This window comes from Micromonospora sp. NPDC007230, from assembly GCF_042869115.1.
Classification (GTDB): Bacteria; Actinomycetota; Actinomycetes; order Mycobacteriales; family Micromonosporaceae; genus Micromonospora.
On sequence record NZ_JBIAFE010000001.1, the window covers coordinates 625,370 to 646,986 of the forward strand.

18 protein-coding genes are annotated in these 21,617 nt (G+C 72.4%); 6 read left to right on the forward strand and 12 right to left on the reverse strand.

Features of this window, described 5'->3' with window-relative positions:
• Positions 1-80: 80 nt before the first annotated feature.
• Both ACFYML_RS03020 and ACFYML_RS03025 read right to left on the reverse strand, forming a co-directional pair.
• Positions 81-1,142 carry an aspartate-semialdehyde dehydrogenase gene (locus ACFYML_RS03020; RefSeq protein ID WP_387418970.1) on the reverse strand — a complete coding sequence of 354 codons (1,062 nt, stop codon included), beginning with the start codon at positions 1,140-1,142 and terminating at the stop codon, positions 81-83.
• 6 nt (positions 1,143-1,148) lie between these two features.
• Positions 1,149-2,414 carry an aspartate kinase gene (locus tag ACFYML_RS03025; RefSeq protein WP_357439372.1) on the reverse strand — a complete coding sequence of 422 codons (1,266 nt, stop codon included), beginning with the start codon at positions 2,412-2,414 and terminating at the stop codon, positions 1,149-1,151.
• Between the two features lie 248 nt (positions 2,415-2,662).
• Between ACFYML_RS03025 and ACFYML_RS03030 the strand changes: the two genes are divergently transcribed.
• The gene (locus ACFYML_RS03030; protein WP_387418971.1) at positions 2,663-3,439 is read left to right on the forward strand and encodes a hypothetical protein; all 777 of its coding nucleotides are present in this window, start codon (positions 2,663-2,665) and stop codon (positions 3,437-3,439) included.
• Positions 3,440-3,524: 85 nt separating this feature from the next.
• On the forward strand, positions 3,525-4,055 hold the full coding sequence (locus ACFYML_RS03035) for a nitroreductase family protein (RefSeq protein ID WP_387418972.1): 531 nt from the start codon (positions 3,525-3,527) through the stop codon (positions 4,053-4,055).
• Between the two features lie 116 nt (positions 4,056-4,171).
• Here ACFYML_RS03035 and ACFYML_RS03040 read toward each other — a convergent pair whose 3' ends face one another.
• Positions 4,172-5,161 carry an ArsR family transcriptional regulator gene (locus tag ACFYML_RS03040; protein WP_387418973.1) on the reverse strand — a complete coding sequence of 330 codons (990 nt, stop codon included), beginning with the start codon at positions 5,159-5,161 and terminating at the stop codon, positions 4,172-4,174.
• 76 nt (positions 5,162-5,237) lie between these two features.
• Here ACFYML_RS03040 and ACFYML_RS03045 point away from each other — a divergent pair, with 76 nt between their 5' ends.
• Positions 5,238-6,548: an MFS transporter gene (locus tag ACFYML_RS03045; RefSeq protein ID WP_387418974.1), complete on the forward strand. Its 1,311-nt coding sequence runs from the start codon at positions 5,238-5,240 to the stop codon at positions 6,546-6,548.
• 350 nt (positions 6,549-6,898) lie between these two features.
• On the forward strand, positions 6,899-8,650 hold the full coding sequence (gene leuA, locus ACFYML_RS03050; protein ID WP_387418975.1) for a 2-isopropylmalate synthase: 1,752 nt from the start codon (positions 6,899-6,901) through the stop codon (positions 8,648-8,650).
• Between the two features lie 109 nt (positions 8,651-8,759).
• Here the strand turns inward: leuA and ACFYML_RS03055 are convergent, their stop codons facing one another.
• Positions 8,760-10,241, reverse strand: a complete 1,482-nt coding sequence (locus ACFYML_RS03055; RefSeq protein WP_387418976.1) for an MFS transporter — start codon at positions 10,239-10,241, stop codon at positions 8,760-8,762.
• Positions 10,242-10,350: 109 nt separating this feature from the next.
• Here ACFYML_RS03055 and ACFYML_RS03060 point away from each other — a divergent pair, with 109 nt between their 5' ends.
• Both ACFYML_RS03060 and ACFYML_RS03065 read left to right on the forward strand, forming a co-directional pair.
• Positions 10,351-10,995: an HNH endonuclease family protein gene (locus ACFYML_RS03060; RefSeq protein WP_387418977.1), complete on the forward strand. Its 645-nt coding sequence runs from the start codon at positions 10,351-10,353 to the stop codon at positions 10,993-10,995.
• Complete coding sequence (locus ACFYML_RS03065; protein WP_387418978.1) at positions 10,992-11,405, forward strand: hypothetical protein; 414 nt, start codon at positions 10,992-10,994, stop codon at positions 11,403-11,405. The genes ACFYML_RS03060 and ACFYML_RS03065 overlap by 4 nt, the downstream gene beginning before the upstream one ends.
• A 206-nt stretch (positions 11,406-11,611) precedes the next feature.
• Here the strand turns inward: ACFYML_RS03065 and ACFYML_RS03070 are convergent, their stop codons facing one another.
• From ACFYML_RS03070 to ACFYML_RS03105, 8 genes are all read right to left on the reverse strand, one after another.
• On the reverse strand, positions 11,612-12,709 hold the full coding sequence (locus ACFYML_RS03070; RefSeq protein ID WP_387418979.1) for an ABC transporter ATP-binding protein: 1,098 nt from the start codon (positions 12,707-12,709) through the stop codon (positions 11,612-11,614).
• Positions 12,706-13,692: an ABC transporter ATP-binding protein gene (locus tag ACFYML_RS03075; protein ID WP_387418980.1), complete on the reverse strand. Its 987-nt coding sequence runs from the start codon at positions 13,690-13,692 to the stop codon at positions 12,706-12,708. Before ACFYML_RS03075 ends, ACFYML_RS03070 begins: the two co-directional genes overlap by 4 nt.
• A gap of 55 nt (positions 13,693-13,747) precedes the next feature.
• Positions 13,748-14,788: an ABC transporter permease gene (locus ACFYML_RS03080; RefSeq protein ID WP_387418981.1), complete on the reverse strand. Its 1,041-nt coding sequence runs from the start codon at positions 14,786-14,788 to the stop codon at positions 13,748-13,750.
• On the reverse strand, positions 14,785-15,792 hold the full coding sequence (locus ACFYML_RS03085; protein ID WP_387418982.1) for an ABC transporter permease: 1,008 nt from the start codon (positions 15,790-15,792) through the stop codon (positions 14,785-14,787). The genes ACFYML_RS03080 and ACFYML_RS03085 overlap by 4 nt, the downstream gene beginning before the upstream one ends.
• 90 nt (positions 15,793-15,882) lie before the next feature.
• On the reverse strand, positions 15,883-17,553 hold the full coding sequence (locus tag ACFYML_RS03090) for an ABC transporter substrate-binding protein (protein ID WP_387418983.1): 1,671 nt from the start codon (positions 17,551-17,553) through the stop codon (positions 15,883-15,885).
• A gap of 373 nt (positions 17,554-17,926) precedes the next feature.
• Positions 17,927-18,520: a recombination mediator RecR gene (gene recR, locus ACFYML_RS03095; RefSeq protein WP_089004880.1), complete on the reverse strand. Its 594-nt coding sequence runs from the start codon at positions 18,518-18,520 to the stop codon at positions 17,927-17,929.
• Positions 18,521-18,528: 8 nt separating this feature from the next.
• Complete coding sequence (locus tag ACFYML_RS03100; protein ID WP_018786541.1) at positions 18,529-18,837, reverse strand: YbaB/EbfC family nucleoid-associated protein; 309 nt, start codon at positions 18,835-18,837, stop codon at positions 18,529-18,531.
• A gap of 108 nt (positions 18,838-18,945) precedes the next feature.
• Complete coding sequence (locus ACFYML_RS03105) at positions 18,946-21,609, reverse strand: DNA polymerase III subunit gamma and tau (RefSeq protein WP_387418984.1); 2,664 nt, start codon at positions 21,607-21,609, stop codon at positions 18,946-18,948.
• Between the last annotated feature and the right edge of the window lie 8 nt (positions 21,610-21,617).

A 21,617-nucleotide genomic window follows, 5' to 3' on the forward strand; every position in this document is an offset into this window, starting at 1 on the left:
CACTTCGGCGAGGTGGCCAGCGTCCGCTACCGGCTGGTCGTCGCCCGCCGGGGCCGACGCTGGCGGCGCCCCGGGCCGGGTCAGGAGCGGGTGAGTTCGGCGGCGAGGAGCTCGGCGATCTGGGCGGTGTTGAGGGCGGCGCCCTTGCGCAGGTTGTCGCCGGTGACGAAGAGGTCGAGCGCCCGCGGGTCGTCCACGGCGCGGCGGATCCGGCCGACCCAGGACGGGTCGGTGCCGACGGCGTCGATCGGCATCGGGAACTCGCCGGCGGCCGGGTCGTCGACCAGGATCACGCCGGGCGCGTTGCGCAGCGCCTCCCGGGCCCCCTCGGCATCCACCTCGGTGGCGAAGACCGCGTGCACGGCGATCGAGTGGCCGGTCACCACCGGCACCCGTACGCAGGTGGCGGAGACCTTGAGGTCGGGCAGCCCGAGGATCTTGCGCGACTCGTTGCGCATCTTCAGCTCCTCGGACGACCAGCCGCCGTCGGCCAGCGAGCCGGCCCACGGCACCACGTTGAGCGCGAGCGGGGCCGGGAACGGGCCCAGCTCGTCGCCGACCGCCTGCCGCACGTCGCCCGGACGGGAGCCGAGCACGCGGTCCCCGGCGATCTTGCCGAGCTGGGCGTGCAGCGCGTCCACGCCGGCCTGCCCCGCCCCGGACACCGCCTGGTACGACGCGAGCACCAGTTCCCGCAGCCCGTACTCGCGGTGCAGCGGGGCGACCGCCACGATCATCGCCAGGGTGGTGCAGTTGGCGTTGGCGATGATCCCCTTGGGCCGGTTGCGGACCTGCTCGGGGTTGATCTCCGGCACCACCAGCGGGACGTCCCGGTCCATCCGGAACGCGCCGGAGTTGTCCACCGCGACCGCACCCCGGTTGACCGCGATCGGCGCCCACTCGGCCGAGACCTCGTCCGGGACGTCGAACATCGCCACGTCCACGCCGTCGAACGCCTCGGGGCTGAGCGCCTGGACGGTGAGCAACTCACCCCGGCACTGCACCTGCCGGCCGGCCGAACGCTCGGAGGCGAGGAGCCGGATCTCGCCCCAGACGTTGCGCCGGGAGGAGAGCAGCTGGCACATCACCGTGCCGACGGCACCGGTCGCCCCGACCACGGCGAGGGTGGGCAGCGACGGCATGGCCGGCTACCGCCCGGTGCCCGCGTAGACCACGGCCTCGGACTCGCCGCCCAGGTCGAAGGCGTCGTGGATGGCCCGGACCGCCTTGTCGAGGTCGGTGTCCCGGCACACCACGGAAACCCGGATCTCCGAGGTGGAGATCATCTCGATGTTCACGCCGGCCGCGCCGAGGGCCGCGAAGAAGCCGGCCGCGACGCCCGGGTGCGAGCGCATGCCGGCGCCGATCAGGGAGACCTTGCCGACGTGGTCGTCGTAGAGCAGGCCCTTGAACTTGACCACGTCCTGGATCTTGCTGAGCGCGGCCATCGCGGTCGGGCCGTCGGTCTTGGGCAGGGTGAACGAGATGTCGGTGCGGCCGGTGCCCTCAGTGGAGACGTTCTGCACGATCATGTCGATGTTGATCTCGGCGCCGGCCACGGTGTCGAAGATCCGCGCGGCGGCACCCGGCTCGTCGGGCACCCCGACAATGGTGATCTTCGCTTCGCTGCGGTCGTGGGCGACCCCGGTGATCAGTGCCTGTTCCACAGGAAGGTCCTCCATCGATCCGGTGACCATCGTGCCGGTGTTGGTCGAGTATGACGAACGGACGTGGATCGGCAACCCCGCGCGCCGGGCGTACTCGACGCTGCGCAGGTGCAGCACCTTGGCGCCGCAGGCGGCCAGCTCCAGCATCTCCTCGTAGGTGATGTGCTTGATGTGCCGGGCGTTCGGCACGATCCGCGGGTCGGCGCTGAAGACGCCGTCCACGTCGGTGTAGATCTCGCAGACGTCCGCGTCGAGCGCGGCGGCGAGCGCCACGGCGGTGGTGTCCGATCCGCCCCGGCCCAGCGTGGTGACGTCCTTGGTGTCCTGCGAGACGCCCTGGAAGCCGGCCACGATGACCACCGCGCCCTCGTCCAGCGCGCCCTTGAGGCGGCCCGGGGTGACGTCGATGATCCGCGCCTTGCCATGCACCGAGGTGGTGATCACGCCCGCCTGCGAGCCGGTGAACGAGCGGGCCTCGTACCCGAGGTTGTGGATGGCCATGGCGAGCAGCGCCATGGAGATCCGCTCCCCGGCGGTGAGCAGCATGTCCAGCTCGCGGCCGGGGGGCAGCGGGCTGACCTGGTTGGCCAGGTCGAGCAGCTCGTCGGTGGTGTCCCCCATCGCGGAGACCACCACGACCACGTCGTCGCCGGCCTTGCGGGCGGCCACGATGCGCTCGGCCACGCGCTTGATCCGCTCGGCGTTGGCGACGGAGGACCCGCCGTACTTCTGCACCACGAGTGCCACGACGGTGCACTCCCTCCCAGCGAAGACCCTGAGCGTGCCGACGCCGCCGGATTCCGGTCCGGCGGCGTTTGTCAGACCTCCTCAGGGTATCGGGCGGCGCGCGTCACCGGGCCGGGTGATCCCACCATCCGGCCCGGCGTGGGGCGGCTCACCAGGGCCGGACACCCCGCCGGCGGGTCCCGCGACACGCCGGCGGAACAGCCGTACGGCGGGCTCCTCCGACCCGTCCGGCACCGCAGAATGTTTCGGTGCACGCTCACCTCCGCAGGGCCCGGCGGCTGGCCGGCGCCCTGGCGATCGTCCTGCCGGCGCTGCTGGCCGCCTGCACCGCCGCCCCGCCGGAGCCGGTCCCACCCGGCGCCACCGACCCGGCGCCCGCGGAGGTGGACGCGGCCCGCGACGAGCTGGCCGCCCTGGCGGCCGCCGCCCAGGACCGGCACGTCACCGCCACCTACACGTTGACCGGCACGGACGGCTCGGCCCGGACGGTCTCGGTGACCAGCGCGAACGACGGCACCTGGCGGGTGGACGTGCCCGGTTGGGGGCTTGGCGGCACGGTCGACGTGTCGCTCGCCGCCACCGCCGACGGGCTGTTCCAGTGCGCGCTGCCCTCGGCCGGCCGCCCGGAGCCGGCGAGCTGCGTACGCCTCGGCGAGCCGGACGACGCCGTGCCCCGGAAGCAGGACGTCCGGGTGCAGCACCCGTTCACCGACTCGCTGGAGGTGCTCACCGACCGGCGGGCCCCGCTCGCGGTGTCACCGGCCACGCCGCCGGCCGGGGTCAGCGGCCAGTGCTACTCGGTCGAGTCGACCTCCGCGTCGCTGAACGCTCCGCTGGACGTGGGCATCTACTGCTACCGGCCGGACGGCACCCCGACCGCGGTCCGCGCCGCCTTCGGCACCCTGACGCTGGCCGGCGAGCCCGGCCCGGCCCCGGCCACCGTACGGTTGGCCGGCCCGATCACCGAGGGCGAGCCGATCGGCACCGACTCGCCCACCGTCGGCCCGAGCCCGGCAACGCCTTGACCCTATTGTCCGTTACGGGTGCTCTTAACCACATCTGACCGGCCCGGCCGAGGGCAGCCAACGCCCCTCCGGGACGCTCTATCCCATGGCCGACCTCACACCGCTGCTCGCCTTCCGCTGGAGTCCCCGCGCGTTCGACCCGGAGGTCGAACTCGCCGGCGACGATGCCGCCTCGCTGCTGGAAGCCGCCCGCTGGGCGCCGTCGGCCGGGAACGCGCAGCCGTGGCGGTTCGCCCTGGGGCACCGGCAGGACGAGACCTGGAAGCGGATCCTCGTCAACCTCCCCGAGCACGACCAGACCTGGGCCCGGCACGCCGCCGCGCTGGTGGTCGGCGCGCACACCGGCGGCGACCCGGAACGGGCCGCGTACGACCTGGGCCAGGCGGTCGCCCACCTGACCGTGCAGGCCAGCGCGCTCGGCCTGCACGTGCACCAGCTCACCCGCTTCGACCGGGCCGGCCTCGCCACCGAACTGGATCTGGCGCCCGGGATCCGGCCGCTGGTGGTGGCGGCCGTCGGTCGCCTCGGCGACCCGTACGCGCTCCCCGCGGAGCTGCGCGCCCGGGAGACCGCGCTGCGCCGCCGCCGCCCCCTCGCCGCGCTCCTCCTCAGGTGACCCGCGCCGCGCCGAAATCGTGCTCGATCCAGGAAGTAGTGCCCTCGGAGTGACCGGGATGCCACTCGATCCAGGATCGAGCACGATCTTGCAAAGCCGGGCCGGGAGGGCGCGGGTCAGCCGCCGCGGCTGGCGCGGAGCAGGGCCATGCCGGCCTCGGAGTTCCGGTAGAGGACATGCCGGCCCTGCCGGGTCCGGGTGACCAGCCCGGCGGCGAGCAGCGCGGAAAGGTGCTGGGAGACGTTCCCGCCGGACATCCCCACCCGGCGGGCCAGATCGGTGGTGGTGGCCGCCGTGTCGAGGAGGTTGAGCAACGCGGCCCGGCCCGACCCGACCACCCGGGCCAGCGGGTCGCCGGGTGGCACGGGGGACACCTCCCAGAGCGTCCCCACCGCCCGGACCGGGTACGTCCCGGCGGGCGGCGAGTCCTCCAACAGGTTCCACAGCACCCGGCGGTCGGTGAAGATCCCCGGGTTGAGCACCAGCCCTCGCCCACCCAGGTCGAAGTCGAGCCGCCACGGATCGTCGCTGACTACGCGGTCGCCGAGCCAGCGCAGGGTCGGGTGGAGCTGGCCGAAGAACTGGCCCGCGCCGGCGTCGGCGAGCAGGGCGGCCCGGTGGGCTATGTCCGCCTCCAGCAGCGCGCGGATCCGCGGCCAGTCCGGGGCGATCGCCTCGTCGTACCAGACCCGCAGGGCGGTGACGAGCTGCGGCAGCAGGCCACGGGGGTCGTTGAGCAGGGCCCACCCGAACGGACTCAGCGGGCGCCTCGGCACGGTGGCCAGCAGGTCCCGGACCACCACATCCGGCGGGGTGGCGGCGATCTGGTCGAGCTGCTCCGCCAGCTCGACGTCGGGGCGGGCCGCCGCTGGGGTGAGGAAGTCGGGCAGCCAGCGGCGCGGCCGGGTCAGCTCGACCAGTGGCCGGACCCGGACCGCGACGTCCGGGCGGCGCAGCGTCGCCCGGGCCCGGTCGATCCAGGGCAGGTGCACCGCGTGCCGGACCGGGTCGTCCAGCGCCCACATGCTGGAGACGGTCTCCCCGACCGGGGAGATGGCGAGGCGTACCCCCGCTACGTCGGCCGCACCGAACCGCAGCTGTGACATCACCACCCCCGTCGAGGATTCGGCTCAGCCTAAAAGGCTCGACCGGGCCGCGGGGGGCACGGTTTGCTCGACGCTCATGGGGGCCAGGGACACCATCCGCATCGCCGTCCGGCACGTCGTACCGCCGGCCGGCCTGACCCGCGCCCTGGCCGTGCAGGCCATGGTGTACGCCGTCGGCCATGGCCTCTTCCAGGCCGGCAGCGCGGTCTTCTTCACCCGGGCGCTCGGGCTCAGCCCGACCCAGGTCGGACTCGGCCTCTCGCTGGCCGCCGGGGTATCCCTGCTCGGCACGGTTCCGCTCGGCGCGGTCACCGACCGGTACGGCGCGCAGCGGGTGTGGCTGGTCGGCATGCTGGCGGAGGCGGCGCTCTTCGGGGCGTACCCGTTCGTGGGCGGCTTCGCCGGGTTCCTGGCCGTGGTGGTCGCGCTGGCCGTGGTGGACGCGACCACGGGGGTGGCCCGGCAGGTCTACTCGATCAACGTGCTCCGCCCGGAGGACCGGGTGACCGCGCTGGCCTACCAGCGCTCGGCGCTCAATGTCGGCTTCGGGCTGGGCGCGGTGATCAGCGGCGTGGTGCTGGCCGTGGACACGCTGGCCGCGTACCGGGGGATGGTCTGGTTCAACGCCGCGATGCTGCTGGTCACCGCGATCTTCGTGCACCGGCTGCCGCGGGTGCCGGTCGCGGCCGCACCGGCTGACGGGCCCAGTCGCTTCGCCGTGCTGCGCGACCGGCCGTTCATGGCGGTGTCCCTGCTGGCCGGGCTGCTCGGCGCGCACGGAACGCTCTACCTGGTGGTGCTGCCGCTCTGGGTGCTCAGCCACACCGACGCACCGCGCATCCTGATCGCGGCGCTGGTGCTGCTCAACACGATCCTCGCGGTGCTGCTCCAGGTACGCGCCAGCCGGGGCGCCGACACGGTGGCCGGCGCCGGTCGGGCGCTGCGCGTCGGCGGCCTGTTGATCGCCCTGTTCTGCCTGGTCCTGCCGATCTCGGCGGTGACTGGTGGGGTGCTGACGATCGTGGTGCTGGTGGTGGCGGCGGTGGTGCTCACCCTCGCCGAGATGGTCCAGTCGGCTGGTGCCTGGGGGATCACCAGCACACTTCCGCCGGCCGCGCACCGGGGCGCTTACGTCGGCGCGTTCCGGCTCGGCGGGCAGCTCCAGTATCTGGCCGGCCCGGCCGGGCTGACTGCGCTCGGGGTCACCACCGGCGGCTGGGGCTGGTTCCCGATGGCCGCGCTCTTCGCCGGCGCCGCGGTCGCGGCGGTGCCACTGGTCGGCTGGGCGGCCCGCCGCCCCCGCCTCGGCGAGACCGCGCCGGTCGGGCCGGGCGCCGGTGCGGTGAGTGGACCAGAGGCCGACACGCCCACCCGCGTGCCGGGTTGATCAGGGGCCGGGCGGCGCGCCTGCGGTCGTCGAGCGACCCTGGATCCCTCCCCGAGCCCTGGCGCGGACGCTCTGCCGTGGCACGGCGGTGACTGGGATCCACGTCTCACATGACGGACCCAGCTACCACCGGGCCTCGTGATCACGTAGGGTCACCTTGTCATGTGGCAGGCGCACCTTCTCCTTGGCTGCCGCGACGAGGCCTGACCGGCCGGCACCTCGTCGCGGAGTTGAACCGCGCCGTCCAGCACATCCGATCTTTCTCTCGGCACCGCCCGGCAACGTCGCCCGGCATCTCGCCGACACCTTCCGATCTGCTGACGCCACATGCCCCCAGGGAGCACTCCGAGATGGCTGAAACCGCCACCGAAGCTGAGACCGATCCGATCGCCCGGCAGCGCCCCAGCCGGATGCCGTTCCACCGTTACCTGCCGTACCACCAGCAGTTCCGCCTCGACCTGCCGGACCGCACCTGGCCGACCCGCCAGGTCGAGGCCGCGCCGCGCTGGTGCGCGGTGGACCTCCGCGACGGCAACCAGGCGCTGATCGACCCGATGTCGCCGGAGCGCAAGCGCCGAATGTTCCAGCTGCTCGTGCAGATGGGTTACAAGGAGATCGAGGTCGGTTTCCCCTCGGCCAGCCAGACCGACTACGACTTCGTCCGGCAGCTGATCGAGCAGGACCTGATCCCGGAGGACGTCACCATCCAGGTGCTCACCCAGTGCCGGGAGCACCTGATCGACCGGACCTTCGAGTCGCTGCGCGGCGCTCGCCGGGCCATCGTGCACTTCTACAACTCCACCTCGACGCTGCAGCGGCGGGTGGTCTTCGGCCTGGACCGGGACGGCATCACCGACATCGCCACCACCGGCGCCCGGCTCTGCCAGAAGTACGCGGAGATCCACACCCCGGACACCGACATCCACTACGAGTACTCGCCGGAGTCGTACACCGGCACCGAGCTGGAGTACGCGCTGGAGGTCTGCGCCAAGGTCATCGAGGTGGTCGACCCGACCCCGGACCGGAAGCTGATCGTCAACCTGCCGGCCACCGTCGAGATGGCCATGCCGAACGTGTACGCCGACTCGATCGAGTGGATGCACCGGCACCTGCCCCGGCGGGACAGCCTGGTGCTGAGCCTGCACCCGCACAACGACCGGGGCACCGGCGTGGCCGCCGCGGAGCTGGGCCTGCTGGCCGGCGCGGACCGGATCGAGGGCTGCCTGTTCGGCAACGGCGAGCGCACCGGCAACGTCGACCTGGTGACGCTCGGGTTGAACCTGTTCTCCCAGGGCATCGACCCGATGATCGACTTCTCGAACATCGACGAGGTCAAGCGGGCGGTTGAATACTGCAACCAGCTGCCCGTGCACGAGCGGCACCCGTACGCCGGCGACCTGGTCTACACCGCCTTCTCCGGTTCGCACCAGGACGCGATCAAGAAGGGCTTCGACGCGCTGCACGTCGACGCCGCCGCGGCCGGCGTGCCGGTCGACGAGTTCACCTGGGCCGTGCCCTACCTGCCGATCGACCCGAAGGACCTGGGCCGCACCTACGAGGCGGTGATCCGGGTCAACTCGCAGTCCGGCAAGGGCGGCGTCGCGTACATCATGAAGAGCGAGCACCAGCTCGACCTGCCGCGCCGCCTCCAGATCGAGTTCTCCGGCGTGGTCCAGCAGGTCACCGACCACGACGGCGGCGAGGTCGAGCCGGGCACCATGTGGGAGATCTTCGCCCGCAACTACCTGGTCGACCACCAGGTCGACCCGGCGGTCGCCCTGACCAGCTACGCCATCGGCACCGCCGACGGCAAGGTCGAGATCGAGGCCCAGGTCGGCTTCGGCGGCGAGGTCCGCCCGCTCACCGCGGTCGGCAACGGCCCGATCGACGCGTACGTCAACGCGCTGCAGTCCCTGGGCGTGGCGGTGCGCGTGCTCGACTACCACGAGCACGCCCTCTCCTCGGGTGGGGACGCGCAGGCCGCCGCGTACGTGGAGTGTGAGGTGGACGGCCGCCCGGTCTGGGGTGTCGGGGTGGACCCGAACATCGTGACCGCCTCGGTGAAGGCGGTCACCAGCGCGGTCAACCGCGCCCGCAACTGAGTGGCAGGGAAGGGTCCCCGGTTGGCGCCTCGGGCACCAGCCGGGGACCCTTCCCGCACGCCGGTCCCGGCCCTTCCGCCTTTGAAGACGTCGAGAAACGGTCCGCCCTTCACCGCTTGTCGGGCGGGGTGGAAGCGGGCAGCGACGGGCACGGCTGGGCGCCGGGCGCCTTCCTGGGCGGCCGGTGGATCAGCAGCCCGGCCATCGCGGCGCCGACCAGCAGCAGGCCGGCACACCAGAACATCGCCGCCCGGAAGGCCCCGGTCAGCGCAGGCTTCTGCTCGTAGCCGGTGCCGGAGAGTCCGACCAGCAGGGGCAGTGCGGCCACCGCCAGCAGGTTTCCCGCCCGGGAGGCGGCGTTGCTGAGCCCGCTCGCCACCCCGGCGAACCGGTCGGCCACCGAGGCCAGCACCGAGGCGGTGAGCGGGGCCACCACCAGGGTCAGCCCCGCCCCGAACAGGCCGACCCCGGGCAGCACATCGGTCCAGTACGACGCGCCCGGGCCGACCCGGCGCAACAGCAGCAGGCCGACCGCCGCCACCAACGGGCCGACGGTGAGCGGCAGCCGGGGACCGATCCGGGCGGAGAGCGCGCCGGCCCGGGGCGAGCCCACCAGCAGCAGCAGCGTCATCGGCACGGTGGCCAGGCCGGTGAGCAGCGCCGACCACCCGACGACGTTCTGCAGATACACGGCGAGGAAGAACGTGAAACCGCCGAGAGCCGCGTAGACCACCACGGTGAAGACGTTCAGCACCGAGAAGAGCCGGCTGGAGAAGAGGCCGGTGGGGAGCATCGCACTGTCCCCGCGCCGTCGTTCGGCCAGCACGAAGAGCACCGCCGCGACCACCCCGACCAGCGCCGTCGCGAGCACCGCCGGCGAGCCGGCGCCGCGCGCCGGGGCGTCGATCAGGGCGTACGTGACCCCGCCCAGGGCGAGCGCGCCGAGCAACGCGCCGGTCATGTCGAACCGCCGCCCGCCGCCGGTACGCGAGACGGTCTCGTCCCGGCTCTCCGGCACCCAGCGCAGCGCGGCGAGCACGACACCGACCGCCAGCGGCAGGTTGATGAAGAAGATCCACCGCCAGGAGAGCGCGTCGATCAGCCAGCCGCCGAGGAGCGGGCCGAGCGTGGTGGAGACCCCGGAGAGCCCGGACCAGATGCCGATCGCCCGGCCCCGGTCGTCCGCGTGGAAGCTGGCCTGGAGCACGGAGAGCGAGCCCGGGGTCAGCAGCGCCCCGCCCGCGCCCTGGAGGACCCGGGCCACGATCAGCCAGCCGGTCCCCTGGGCCAGGCCGCAGAGCACGGAAGCCGCGGCGAACCACGCCACCCCGAGCAGGAAGAGCCGCCGGCGGCCGAACCGATCGCCGAGCGCACCGCCGAGCAGGACGAACGAGGCCAGCATCAGCAGATAGCCGTTGACGGTCCACTGCAGATCGGCGACGGTCGCGTGCAGCGCGGAGCCGAGGTGGGGCAGCGCCACGTTGACCACCGTGCTGTCCAGAAAGACCATGCCGGAGGCCAGGATCGTGGCGAACAGGGTGCCCCGCCCGGCGGCGTTACTGGTCCGGAGCGCGGGAGCAGGTGCCGTCATGGGTATCCACTCTGCCCGGCACCCCCACGCGACGCCACGAATCACAGAAACCGAGGCCGGGGTACTGTGCGGACTCGCCGGGAGCCCGCAAGCTGGAGAGGTGTCGTCTGTGCGTACGAGAGCAGTGGTCCGTACCGGGTTGGCGGCCGCGCTCGCCGCGGCGCTCGCCCTCGTCTCGGCCGGTTGCGTGCCGGTGGTCGACGAGCCGGACGCGGCGCCGAGCGACGCCGGCAACGCCATCCAGCAGCTCGACGAGCTGACCGTCGCCACCGCCGGCTCGATGAAGGGCTACAGCCGCACCCGTTTCCCGCACTGGCGGGGCACCGGCAAGAACTGCGACGTGCGGGACAGCGTGCTGCAACGGGACGGGGGGAGCATCAAGCTCTCCGGGTGCAACGTGGTGGGCGGCCACTGGGAGAGCCGGTACGACGGGCTGGTCCTGACCGACCCGGCCGACGTGGACATCGACCACGTGGTGCCGCTGGCCAACGCCTGGCGCTCGGGCGCGGACGAGTGGGACGACTCGAAGCGCGGCGACTTCGCCAACGACCTGACCCGGCCGCAGCTCGTGGCGGTTTCCGCGCGCTCCAACCGGGCAAAGGGTGATCAGGACCCGTCCCAGTGGAAGCCGGCTAACCGGTCGTACTGGTGCCAATACGCCGCGGACTGGGTGACGGTCAAGCACTACTGGCGGCTGACAGTGACGGCTGCCGAGAAGGCCGCCCTGACCGACATGCTGGAGGGCTGCAAATGAGCGAGCGGAGTGCCGGCATGAGCGAGCGCGGGACGCCGACGGGGCCGGCCACGGCCGGGATGTCCGCGGACGGCACTCCGCCCGCCCCCGCCGACGTGTCCGGGGCGGGCATGTCCGCGGACGCCGTTCCGGGAGCGCCCACCGGTGGGGCGCCGGCCGGGCCGCAGCAGCGGGTCACCGACATCACGGCCGGCCCGGGCGGGGTGATGACGGACGAGGTCGGTGTGGTGACCGGCGAGCTGACCCTGCGCACCGAACTCGCCGGCGGCCAGGTCACCCTGTCCGTGCAGTACAAGGACGCCGACGAGTGGTACGCGGTGACCGGCGGCCGGGCACCGCTGGCCGACCCGGCCGGGCTGGACGCCGTGCACACGATTGCGGTGGCCCTGCTCAACCGGCCCGAGGGCTGACCCGTGCTCGTCGTGGCTGGGAGCTGGCTGGTCGGGAGCGATCCGCCATCTCGGGTCGCCGTTGCGGATCCAGTTGGCCGTACGCCCCGAATGACGCAATCGGCGGGTAGGCCTGGACGCTTGGTCCGGGCCCACCCGCCGGTTCGCAAATGTGGCCGGTGGCCGACCCGGTGGGGACGCCCCCGTCCGGGCCGGACGACGAATCGTCAGAGTGTTGGGATCAGCTCGCCGGGGTCGCCCGGCGCCGCGCCCTCGTCCGGCCGCACCAGCTCCGGCTCCACCTCGTGCGGCCGGATCCGGCCGGCGGCGATGTCCTCGGCGTAGTGGCAGGCCACCCGGTGTCCGCTGAGCACCTCGCGCAGCACCGGCCGCTCGTCGGCGCAGCGGGTCGGCTGGGCCCACGGGCAGCGGGTGTGGAACCGGCAGCCGGCCGGCGGGTTCGTCGGCGAGGGCAGGTCACCGGCGAGCAGGATCCGCTCCCGGCGGTCCTCCACCACCGGGTCGGGCACCGGCACCGCCGACATCAGCGCCTTGGTGTACGGGTGCATCGGCTCGCGGTAGAGGTCGTCGCTGGACGCCTCCTCCACCAGGCCACCGAGGTACATCACCCCCACCGTGTCGGCGATGTGCCGGACCACCGCCAGGTCGTGGGCGATGATCAGGTACGTCAGGCCGCGCTCGTTCTGCAGGTCCTCCAGCAGGTTGAGCACCTGCGCCTGGATCGACACGTCCAGCGCGGACACCGGCTCGTCGGCGACGATCAGGTCGGGGTCGAGCACCAGCGCCCGGGCGATGCCGATCCGCTGCCGCTGGCCGCCGGAGAACTCGTGCGGGTACTTGCTCAGCGCGGAGGCGGGCAGGCCGACCGCGGCCAGCGCATCCCGGAGCTTCTTGGCGGTGGCCGCCTTGTCGCCGGCCAGGCCGTGCGCCTTGAGCCCCTCGACCAGCAGCGACTCCACCGACTGGCGGGGGTCGAGGCTGGACAGCGGGTCCTGGAAGATCATCTGCATCCGGCGGCGGGCCCGGCGCATCGACTCGCCCTTGAGCGAGCGGATGTCGGTCCCGTCGAAGACGATCTCGCCGGCGGTGGGCTCGACCAGCCGCAGCAGGCCCCGCCCGAGGGTGGACTTGCCACATCCCGACTCGCCCACCAGGCCGTACGTCTCACCCTTGTTGATCGACAGCGACACGCCGTCGACGGCGTACACGTAGCCGACGGTGCGGTCGATGAACACGCCGCTCTTGATCGGGAAGTGGACCTTGACGTCGCGCAGTTCGACCAGTGGTCCGGTCCGCTCGGTCACGGCACCGCCACCTCCTCGGAAACGGGGTTGTTGCAGCGCAGGTCGCCGCCGGTGGCGGTGGGTTCGAGCGGAGGCGTGCCCTCGAGACAGGCGTCCACCACGTTGTTGCAGCGGGGGGCGAAGGCGCACCCCTCGACCCACGGGATGTTGTCGGCGACGGAGCCGCGGATGGCGTGCAGGGGCTCACCCCGGGGCGAGTCCAGCCGCGGCACCGAGTTGAGCAGCCCGTGCGTGTACGGGTGCCGCGGCCGGGCGAACAGCTCGTGCCGGGCGGCCCGCTCGACCACCTTGCCGCCGTAGAGCACGTTGACCGTGTCGCAGAGGCCGGCCACCACGCCCAGGTCGTGCGTGATCATGATGAGCGCGGTGCCGGTCTCGTCGACGAGCTGCTTGAGCAGGGTGAGGATCTGCGCCTGGATGGTCACGTCCAGCGCGGTGGTCGGCTCGTCGGCGATCAGCAGCCGCGGCTTGCAGGCCAGCGCGATGGCGATCAGGGCGCGCTGCCGCATGCCGCCGGAGATCTGGTGCGGATATTCCTTGAGCCGCCGGTTCGGGTCGGGGATGCCGACCGCGTCGAGCAGCTCCCGGGCCTCCTTCAGCGCCACCTTGCGGTCCATGCCGCGGTGCCGCTCCAGCACCTCGGCGACCTGGACGCCGATCGGCACGACCGGGTTCAGCGAGGAGAGCGGGTCCTGGAAGATCATGCCGATGTCCCGGCCGCGCCGGTCCCGCATGTCGTTCGGGCGGAGCTGGAGCAGGTCGATGCCGTCGAAGAGCACCTCGCCGGTGACCTTGTTGCCGCGCCGGGGCAGCAGGCCCATGATCGCCAGGCTGGTCACGCTCTTGCCGCAGCCGGACTCGCCGACCAGGCCCACGGTCTGCCCCGGCTCCACACTGAAGCTGACCTTGTCGACCGCGGTGAACGACTGCTCACCGCGACGCTGGAACACCACGCTCAGATCGCGTACGTCGAGCAGGCTCATCGGGTCACTTCCTCTCGCCGATCGGCGGCGGTCGTGCTGGTCCCACGCATCGCCGTCACCGCCGGTTCTTCGGGTCGATCGCATCGCGCATGCCCTCACCCAGCAGGGTGAAGCCGAGCGCGACCATGATGATCGCCAACGCCGGGTAGTAGGCCAGCTCGGGCCGGACCTCGAAGTAGCGGACGCCGTCCACACCGAGCATCAGGCCCCACTCGGCCCGGTTGATGTCCGGGTCGCCGAGCCCGAGGAAGGAGAGCGACGCGGCCTCCAGGATCGCGGTGGAGAGGGTCAGCGTGGCCTGCACGATCACCGCGGTCATCGCGTTGGGCAGCATGTGCCGCAGCACGATGGACCGTTGCTTCACGCCGAGCGCCCGGGCGGCCAGCACGTGGTCGCTCTCCCGCTGGGCCAGCATCGAGCCGCGCAGCAGCCGGGCGAAGATCGGCACGTTGACGATGGCCACCGCGAGGATCACCGTCCACTGGCTCGACCGGCTGGCCATGGCGACCAGGCTGATCGCCAGCAGCAGAGCCGGCAGGGCCAGCATCACGTCGGTGAGCCGCATCAGGACGTTGTCGACCCAGCCGCCGAAGGCGCCGGCGACGGCGCCGATCAGCGCCCCGAGCGCCAGCCCGATCAGCGTGGCGAACACGCCGACGAAGAGGGTCTGCCGGCTGCCGTAGATCAGGCGGGACAGGAAGTCCCGGCCGAGCGGATCCGACCCGAGGGGGAAATCGCTGCTGGCCCCGGGAATGCTGTCGACGGTGAGGTTCTTGGTGAGCTCGTCGAAACGCTGCGCCGGGTCGTGCGGCGCGAGCAGCGGCGCGAAGATCGCCACCAGGACGAACACCGCGACGATGGCCGCGCCGAACATGGCGACCGGGTTGCGCCGCAGCCGGCGGAAGGCGTCCCGGACGAGGCTCACGCCGCCCTTGTCGGCGCTGGCGCGAGCCAGCTCGTCCAGCCGCGCCTTCTTCCGGTCGCCGAGCCGGCCGATGCCGCGCTCGGTCGCGCCCGCCGGCCGTTCGCCGGTGCCGGTTGGGTCGGCGCCGTCGCGGGGGGCGGCCACCCCGGGCCGGGTGATCGGGTCGCTCATCGCACACGCACCCTCGGGTCGATGACGGCGTAGGAGAGGTCGACCAGGAGGTTGACCACCACGAAGACCAGCGCGGCCAGCAGGATCAGCGCCTGCAGCACGGGGTAGTCGCGGCCGCCGCTGATCGAGTCGGTGATCAGCGTGCCCAGGCCGCCCCAGTTGTAGACCTTCTCGGTGAGCACCGCGCCGGAGAGCAGCGCGCCGGTCTGCAGGCCGATGGTGGTGACCACGGGCAGCAGGGCGTTGCGCAGGACGTGCCGGCCCCGGATGGTCTTGTGCCGCAGGCCCTTCGCCTCCGCGGTGCGGACGTAGTCCTCGTTGAGCACGTCCAGCACGCTGGCCCGGGTCATCCGGACGATCACCGCCAGCGGGATGGTGGCCAGGGTGAACGCGGGCAGGATCAGGTGCCACAGCGCGTCGGCGGTGGCGTCGAACTCCCGGGTGAGCAAGCTGTCGAGGAGGAAGAACCCGGTGATGTTGGTGTTGTCCACGCCGGTGCTGATCCGCCCGGAGGGCGGGAACCAGTGGATGTTCTGGGTGAAGACGTCCTTGAGCAGGTAGCCCAGGAAGAAGATCGGGATCGAGATGCCGAGCAGGGTGCCGGCGATGCTCAGGTTGTCCAGCAGCCGGCCACGGAAGCGGGCGGCGAGGTAACCGAGCGGTACACCCAACCCGATCGCGATGATCATGGCGGCCAGGGCCAGCTCGATGGTGGCCGGGAAGGCCCGCCCCATCACCTCCGTGACCGCGTCGCCGGTCCGGATCGAGTTGCCGAAGTCGCCGGTCAGCACCCGCTGCATGAACTTGGCGTACTGCACCAGGATCGGCTGGTCATAGCCGAGCGCCTTGGTCAGCAGGGCGCGGGTCTCGGGGGTGGCCCGCTCGCCGAGCAGCGCGTCGACCGGACCGCCGGGCAGGTTCCGCAGCCAGATGAAGATGAGCGCCGACAGCGCTATCAGGGTCACCACCAGCTGGAGCAGGCGGCGGACTATGACTCGCAACATCTCTCACACCAGATTCTCGATAACAGCGGGTCGGCCCGGGCCGGGGAAACCCGGCCCGGGCCGATTCCGCGTACGGCGTCAGTGGCGGTGTCAGCCGACGCTGACGCTGTTGAACCGCTCGTCGGTCAGCGGGCTGGCCACCATGCCCTTGACGTCCTTGGTGACCACGATGGCCGGCGGGGCGTGCCAGACCGGCACGGCCGGCAGCCACTTGGCGGCGATGTCACGGTTGACCTGCTCCCAGGCGGCCTTCTTGCCGGCCTCGTCGACCGTGCCGTCGGCCTTGGTGATGGCGTCGAACATCTCGGTCATCGCCTGGTCGCCGAACTCGACCTTGCCGCGGCCGAAGAACGTCCCGACGAAGTTGCCCGGGTCGTTGTAGTCACCGGTCCAGCCGAGGATGTGCAGGTCCTGCTTGCCGAAGGTCTGCACGTCGTCCTTGAAGCCACCGTTCCACGGGCGCGGCACACCGTTGACCTTGATGCCGACGGCCTGCAGGTCGTTGGCGAGGACGGTGAAGATCTCCTGCGGGTTCGGCATGTACGGCCGCGAGACGTCGGTCGGGTAGAAGAAGTTGAGCGTCAGACCCTCGGCGCCCGCCTCCTTGAGGAGCTGCTTGGCCTTCTCCGGGTTGTAGTCGTACTTCTGTACGTCCGGCGCGTAGCCGAGCACGGTGTCCGGCATGAACTCGTCGGCGACCTTGGTGCCACCCGGGCCCTTGGTCTGGACGAGCTGCTGACGGTTGAGGGCGTAGGCGATCGCCTGACGCACCCGCAGGTCCTTCAGCTTCGGGTTCTTCTGGTTGATGCCCAGGTAGAGGATGTTGAACGCCGGGCGGTTGATGACGTTGAAGCCCTCACCCTCCAGCGCCTTACGGTCGGCCGGGGCCGGGAAGTCGATGCCCTGGACGGTGCCGGCCCGCAGCTCCTGCTTACGGGTGTTCTCGTCCTTGATGACCTTGATGATCAGCTTGTCGACCTTGGCCTTGTCGCCGAAGTAGTCGGGGTTCCGGTTCAGGGTGATCTCACCCTTGGCCTTGTCCCAGCCGCCGAAGGTGAACGGGCCGGTGCCGACCGGGTGCTCGTTGGCGAACGCGCCGTACTCGAAGGAGTCGCCGTTCTGCTTGACCGTGTCGGCGTCGTACTTCTTCAGCGCGTCCGGGCTGGCGATCGACAGCGAGGTCAGCGCGAAGGCACCGGGGAAGGCACCCTTGTACTGGTTGAGGGTGAGGACGGCGGTGTTGTCGTCCTTGGCCTCGCACTTGTTGTAGAGCGCCTTGCCGGCGCCCTCAACCTCGTTGTTGGCGAAACCGCCGAAGACGTCCATGTAGTAGATCATGTTCGCCTGGGCCGCGGCGCCCTTCATGTTGTACCAGCGGTCGAAGTTGAAGCAGACCGCGGCGGCGTTGAAGGCGGTGCCGTCGTGGAACTTCACGCCCTTGCGCAGGTTGAAGGTCCAGACCTTGCCCTCGGCGTCGTGCTCCCAGCTCTCCGCCAGGCCGCCCACCAGGTCCGCCGTGCCCGGCTTGTGCGTGACCAGGGTGTCGAACATCTGCCGGATAGGACGGAAGGACTCGCCGTCGTCGTTGAAGATCGGGTCGAAGTTCTTCGGGTCACCGGCACCCGCGAAGACGAAGGTGCCGCCGGTCTTGGCCCCACCGCTCTCACCGTCGCGCTCGCTCTTGGCGCAGCCGGACGCCCCGACCGCCAGAGCGGCTGCGGCCGCGAGGGCCACGGCCGCTTTACGCCTGCTCGCCTGCATCTCTCACCTCTGTCATGCGCCTGTCCACGCCGAAGTTGTGGCTCAGTCCGTGTGCGGGAGGCTATGACACGACACACAGAAGCGGAACGCCCGTTAGGCAATCTCTATCAAGCCGACACCAAGCCGCCGGTCTGACAGAGACCTATCTCGCGACAAACAGGACTGTCACAGTCGTGAGCAGATGGTGGGATCGGGCGCATCCCCGCAAATCGCCCCGGCCGGCCAACGATGTGCCGAACGGCACTCATCCCACATTCCGGTTACGGCACCATCGGTGCCGTCAAGCGGGTCAGCGGCCCGAGCGGGGCGGGGCCGGAGGCGTGGCGCCGGCCGGGCAGGCGCCCGCCACCACCCCCGTGCCCGGAGCGGGCGCTCAGATCGCCCGACGCCCCTCGAACGCCCGGCCGAGGGTGATCTCGTCGGCGTACTCCAGGTCGCCGCCGACCGGCAGGCCGCTCGCCAGCCGGGTCACCGCGATGCCCATCGGCTTGACCATCAGCGCCAGGTACGTCGCGGTCGCCTCGCCCTCGGTGTTCGGGTCGGTGGCGAGGATCAACTCGCGGACCGCGCCCCCGCCCAGCCGGGTCATCAGCTCGCGGATCCGCAGGTTGTCCGGGCCGATCCCCTCCAGCGGGTTGATCGCCCCGCCCAGCACGTGGTAGCGGCCCCGGAACTCGCCGGTCCGCTCGATCGCCACCACGTCCTTCGGCTCCTCCACCACGCAGAGCACCTCATCGGTACGCCGCGGGTCCCGGCAGATCCGGCACTGCTCCGACTCGGCCACGTTGAAGCAGGTGGTGCAGAACCGCACGAGCTCCTTGACCTTGCGCAGCGCACCAGCCAGCCGGTTGACGTCGGCCGGATCCGCCGACAGGACGTGGAACGCGATCCGCTGGGCGCTCTTCGGGCCCACGCCCGGCAGCCGGCCCAGCTCGTCGATCAGGTCCTGGATGGCACCCTCGTACATCTGCCGGCTCAGAACCCGGGCAGGCCGAGGCCGCCCATCCCGCCCGCGACCGGGCCCATCTTCTGCTCGGTCAGCTCCCGGGCCGCCTCGGCGGCGTTGTGCACCGCGGCGACGACCAGGTCCTCCAGCGTCTCCACGTCCTCCGGGTCGACCGCCTTGGGATCGATCTTGATCGCCTTCAGCTCACCGGTGCCGGCGACGGTGGCCGTGACCAGGCCACCGCCCGCGGTGCCGGTCAGCTCCGCCTCGGCCAGCTCGGCCTGAGCCTTGGCGATCTGCTGCTGCATCTTCTGCGCCTGCTTCAGCATCTGCTGCATGTTCGGCTGTCCACCTGGGCGCACGGATGGCTCCTTCTCGCACTCGTCTGTTCGGCCGCGCCCAGCCTAGTCGGGCGACGGCACTGCTCCTCGGCGGTCGACCCGCGCTCAGCGCGCGTCCACCTCGTCGATCTTCTCGGCGCCGAACGCCTCCCGGAGCAGCTGCACCGCCTGCTCCTCGCTGGACTGCCGGGCGGTCCGCTCGTCGATCACGTCGTCCAACGGCTCGTCGCCGGGATCGAAGCCCTCGTATACGGGGGCGGCGGTCGATGCGCGCACACCCGCCGGCCCGTCGTAGTCCGGGTCGTAGGGCGGCTCCCCCGCCCAGTCGGCATCCGCGGTCTTCGGGGCCGCCTGCGCCGCACGCGGTCCCTTCCCCGGCCCACCACCCGCCGCGGCCGCCGCAGCCGCCCGGGCCGCCGCGATCGCGCTGCTCGCCGGCGCGCCGCCGGCCGCACCCGCCGCGGGCTGCGGCGGCGCCGGCGGCGGACCGGCCGGCCTGGGTACGGCGGAAGCCGCCGGCACCGTGCTCGTGGCGCCCCCCGGCCGGGTCGGCTCGGGCCAGTCGTCCGCACCGGCGGCGGTCGCGGCACCGCCGGGGCGGGCGGCCTCCGGCCAGTCCTCCTCGGCGCCGCCCGGCCGGGCCGGCTCGGGCCAGTCCTCGTCGTCACCGCCCGCCTCGGTCACGTCGCCCGCCCGGGCGCCCGTCTCGCGGGCCGCTCCGGCCGGGGCGGCACCGGCTCCGTTGCGCGCACCGCCCGCCGGGGCGTCGCCGGCACTCTGAACGCCGCCGGACGGACCGGCAGCGGTCGGGGCACCCGGACCCGCCGGACCGGCGGACCGAGCCGTCGGACCACCGCCCGGACTCGCCGAGCCGCCGGACCGGCTTGCCTGAGCACCGGCCGGACCGTCGGGCGCCGGTCGGGTGGCGGCGGGACGCGCCGGGCCACCGAGCGAGGCGGCGCCCCGCTCACCGGCCACCTCGCAGCGGATCTGCCAGCGACCACCCAGCTCCTCGTAGAGCGCGTCGGTGAGCACCGCGGCGTGGTCGGCCATCATCCTGGCCAGCACCGTCGACTTCACCGTCAGCACCAGCGTGTCGCCGTCCAGCTCGCGGACCACTGCATCGCGCATCAGGGCCGCGATCCGCTTGTTGGTCCGGTTGACCTTGCCGACCACCTCGGGCCAGACCCGGCGTACGGCGACGGCGTCCAGCGCGCCGGCCGGGGCGGAGCCGGGGCGCGGCGGCTCGGGGGTGGCCGGGTCGGGCATCACCGCCGCGGTCGGCACCGGACGTCGGGCGGAGCCTCCGGACGCCGGAGCACCCGAGGCCGAGCCGCCGGATGACGGGCCGCCGGCGGCGGGGGCCGTCGGGGTGCCGGCAGCCGGGTCGGTCGCGCCCGGAACGGTCGCGGGCCGGGTACCGGCGGCCGCGGCAGCGGCCCGCGCGGCCGCCACCCCGGACGGGGCGCCGGCAGCCGCCGGCGGGCCGGCGGTCTCCGGGTCGGGCGCGGCGGCAGCTGCGGCCGGGGCGGGAGGCTCGGGGCGTACCTCGGGAGCGGGGGCGACCGGCGCGGGGCCGGCGGCGGCCGGCGGCAGCTCAGCGCCACCCAGGGTGAGCCGCCGCTCCATCCGCTCCAGGCGCTGGAGCAGGCCACCGGTGGAGTCGTCCACGCCGGGCAGCAGCATCCGGGCACAGATCAGCTCCAGCACCAGCCGGGGCGCGGTGGTGCCGCGCATCTCGACCAGGCCGTTGTGCACGATGTCGGCGCACCGGGACAGGGTCGCCGGGCCGAGCCGCTGGGCCTGGGCGGCCATCCGCTCGATCTGATCCGAGGGGCCGTCGATCAGGCCCTTGGCGGCGGCGTCCGGCACCTGCTGCATGACGATCAGGTCGCGCAGCCGTTCCAGCAGGTCAGAGGCGAACCGGCGCGGGTCGTGGCCGGCCTCCGCGACCCGGTCGACGGTGGCGTACGCGGCGGCGCCGTCGCCGGCGGCGAGCGCGTCGCACATCTCGTCGATCAACGCGGAGTCGGTGACGCCGAGCAGCGCGGCCGCCCGGGCGTAGCTGACCCCCTCCGGGCCGGCGCCCGCGATGAGCTGGTCGAGCACGGAGAGGCTGTCCCGGGCGCTGCCGCCACCGGCGCGCACCACCAGCGGGAAGACCGCCGGCTCGACCTTGACCCCCTCGGCCTCGGTCAGCTGCTCCAGGTAGGGGCGCAGCACCTTCGGCGGGATCAGCCGGAACGGGTAGTGGTGGGTCCGCGACTTGATGGTGCCGAGGACCTTCTCCGGCTCGGTCGTGGCGAAGATGAACTTGACGTACTCCGGGGGCTCCTCGACCAGCTTGAGCAGGGCATTGAAGCCCGCCGACGAGACCATGTGCGCCTCGTCGATGACATAGATCTTGAAGCGGCTGCGGGCCGGGGCGAAGAACGCCTTCTCCCGCAGCTCGCGGGCGTCGTCAACGCCACCGTGGCTGGCCGCGTCGATCTCGATGACGTCGATCGAGCCGGCGCCGTCGGTGGCCAGCGAGCGACAGGACTCACACTGGCCGCAGGGCTCGGGCGTGGGGCCCTGCTCACAATTGAGCGAGCGGGCCAGGATCCGGGCGCTGGAGGTCTTGCCGCAGCCCCGGGGGCCGGAGAAGAGGTACGCGTGGTTCAGCCGCCCGCTGCGCAGCGCCTGCGACAGCGGCTCGGTGACGTGGTCCTGGCCGATGATCTCGGCGAACGTACGGGGCCGGTATTTGCGGTAAAGGGCCAATGCCACCCGTCCCG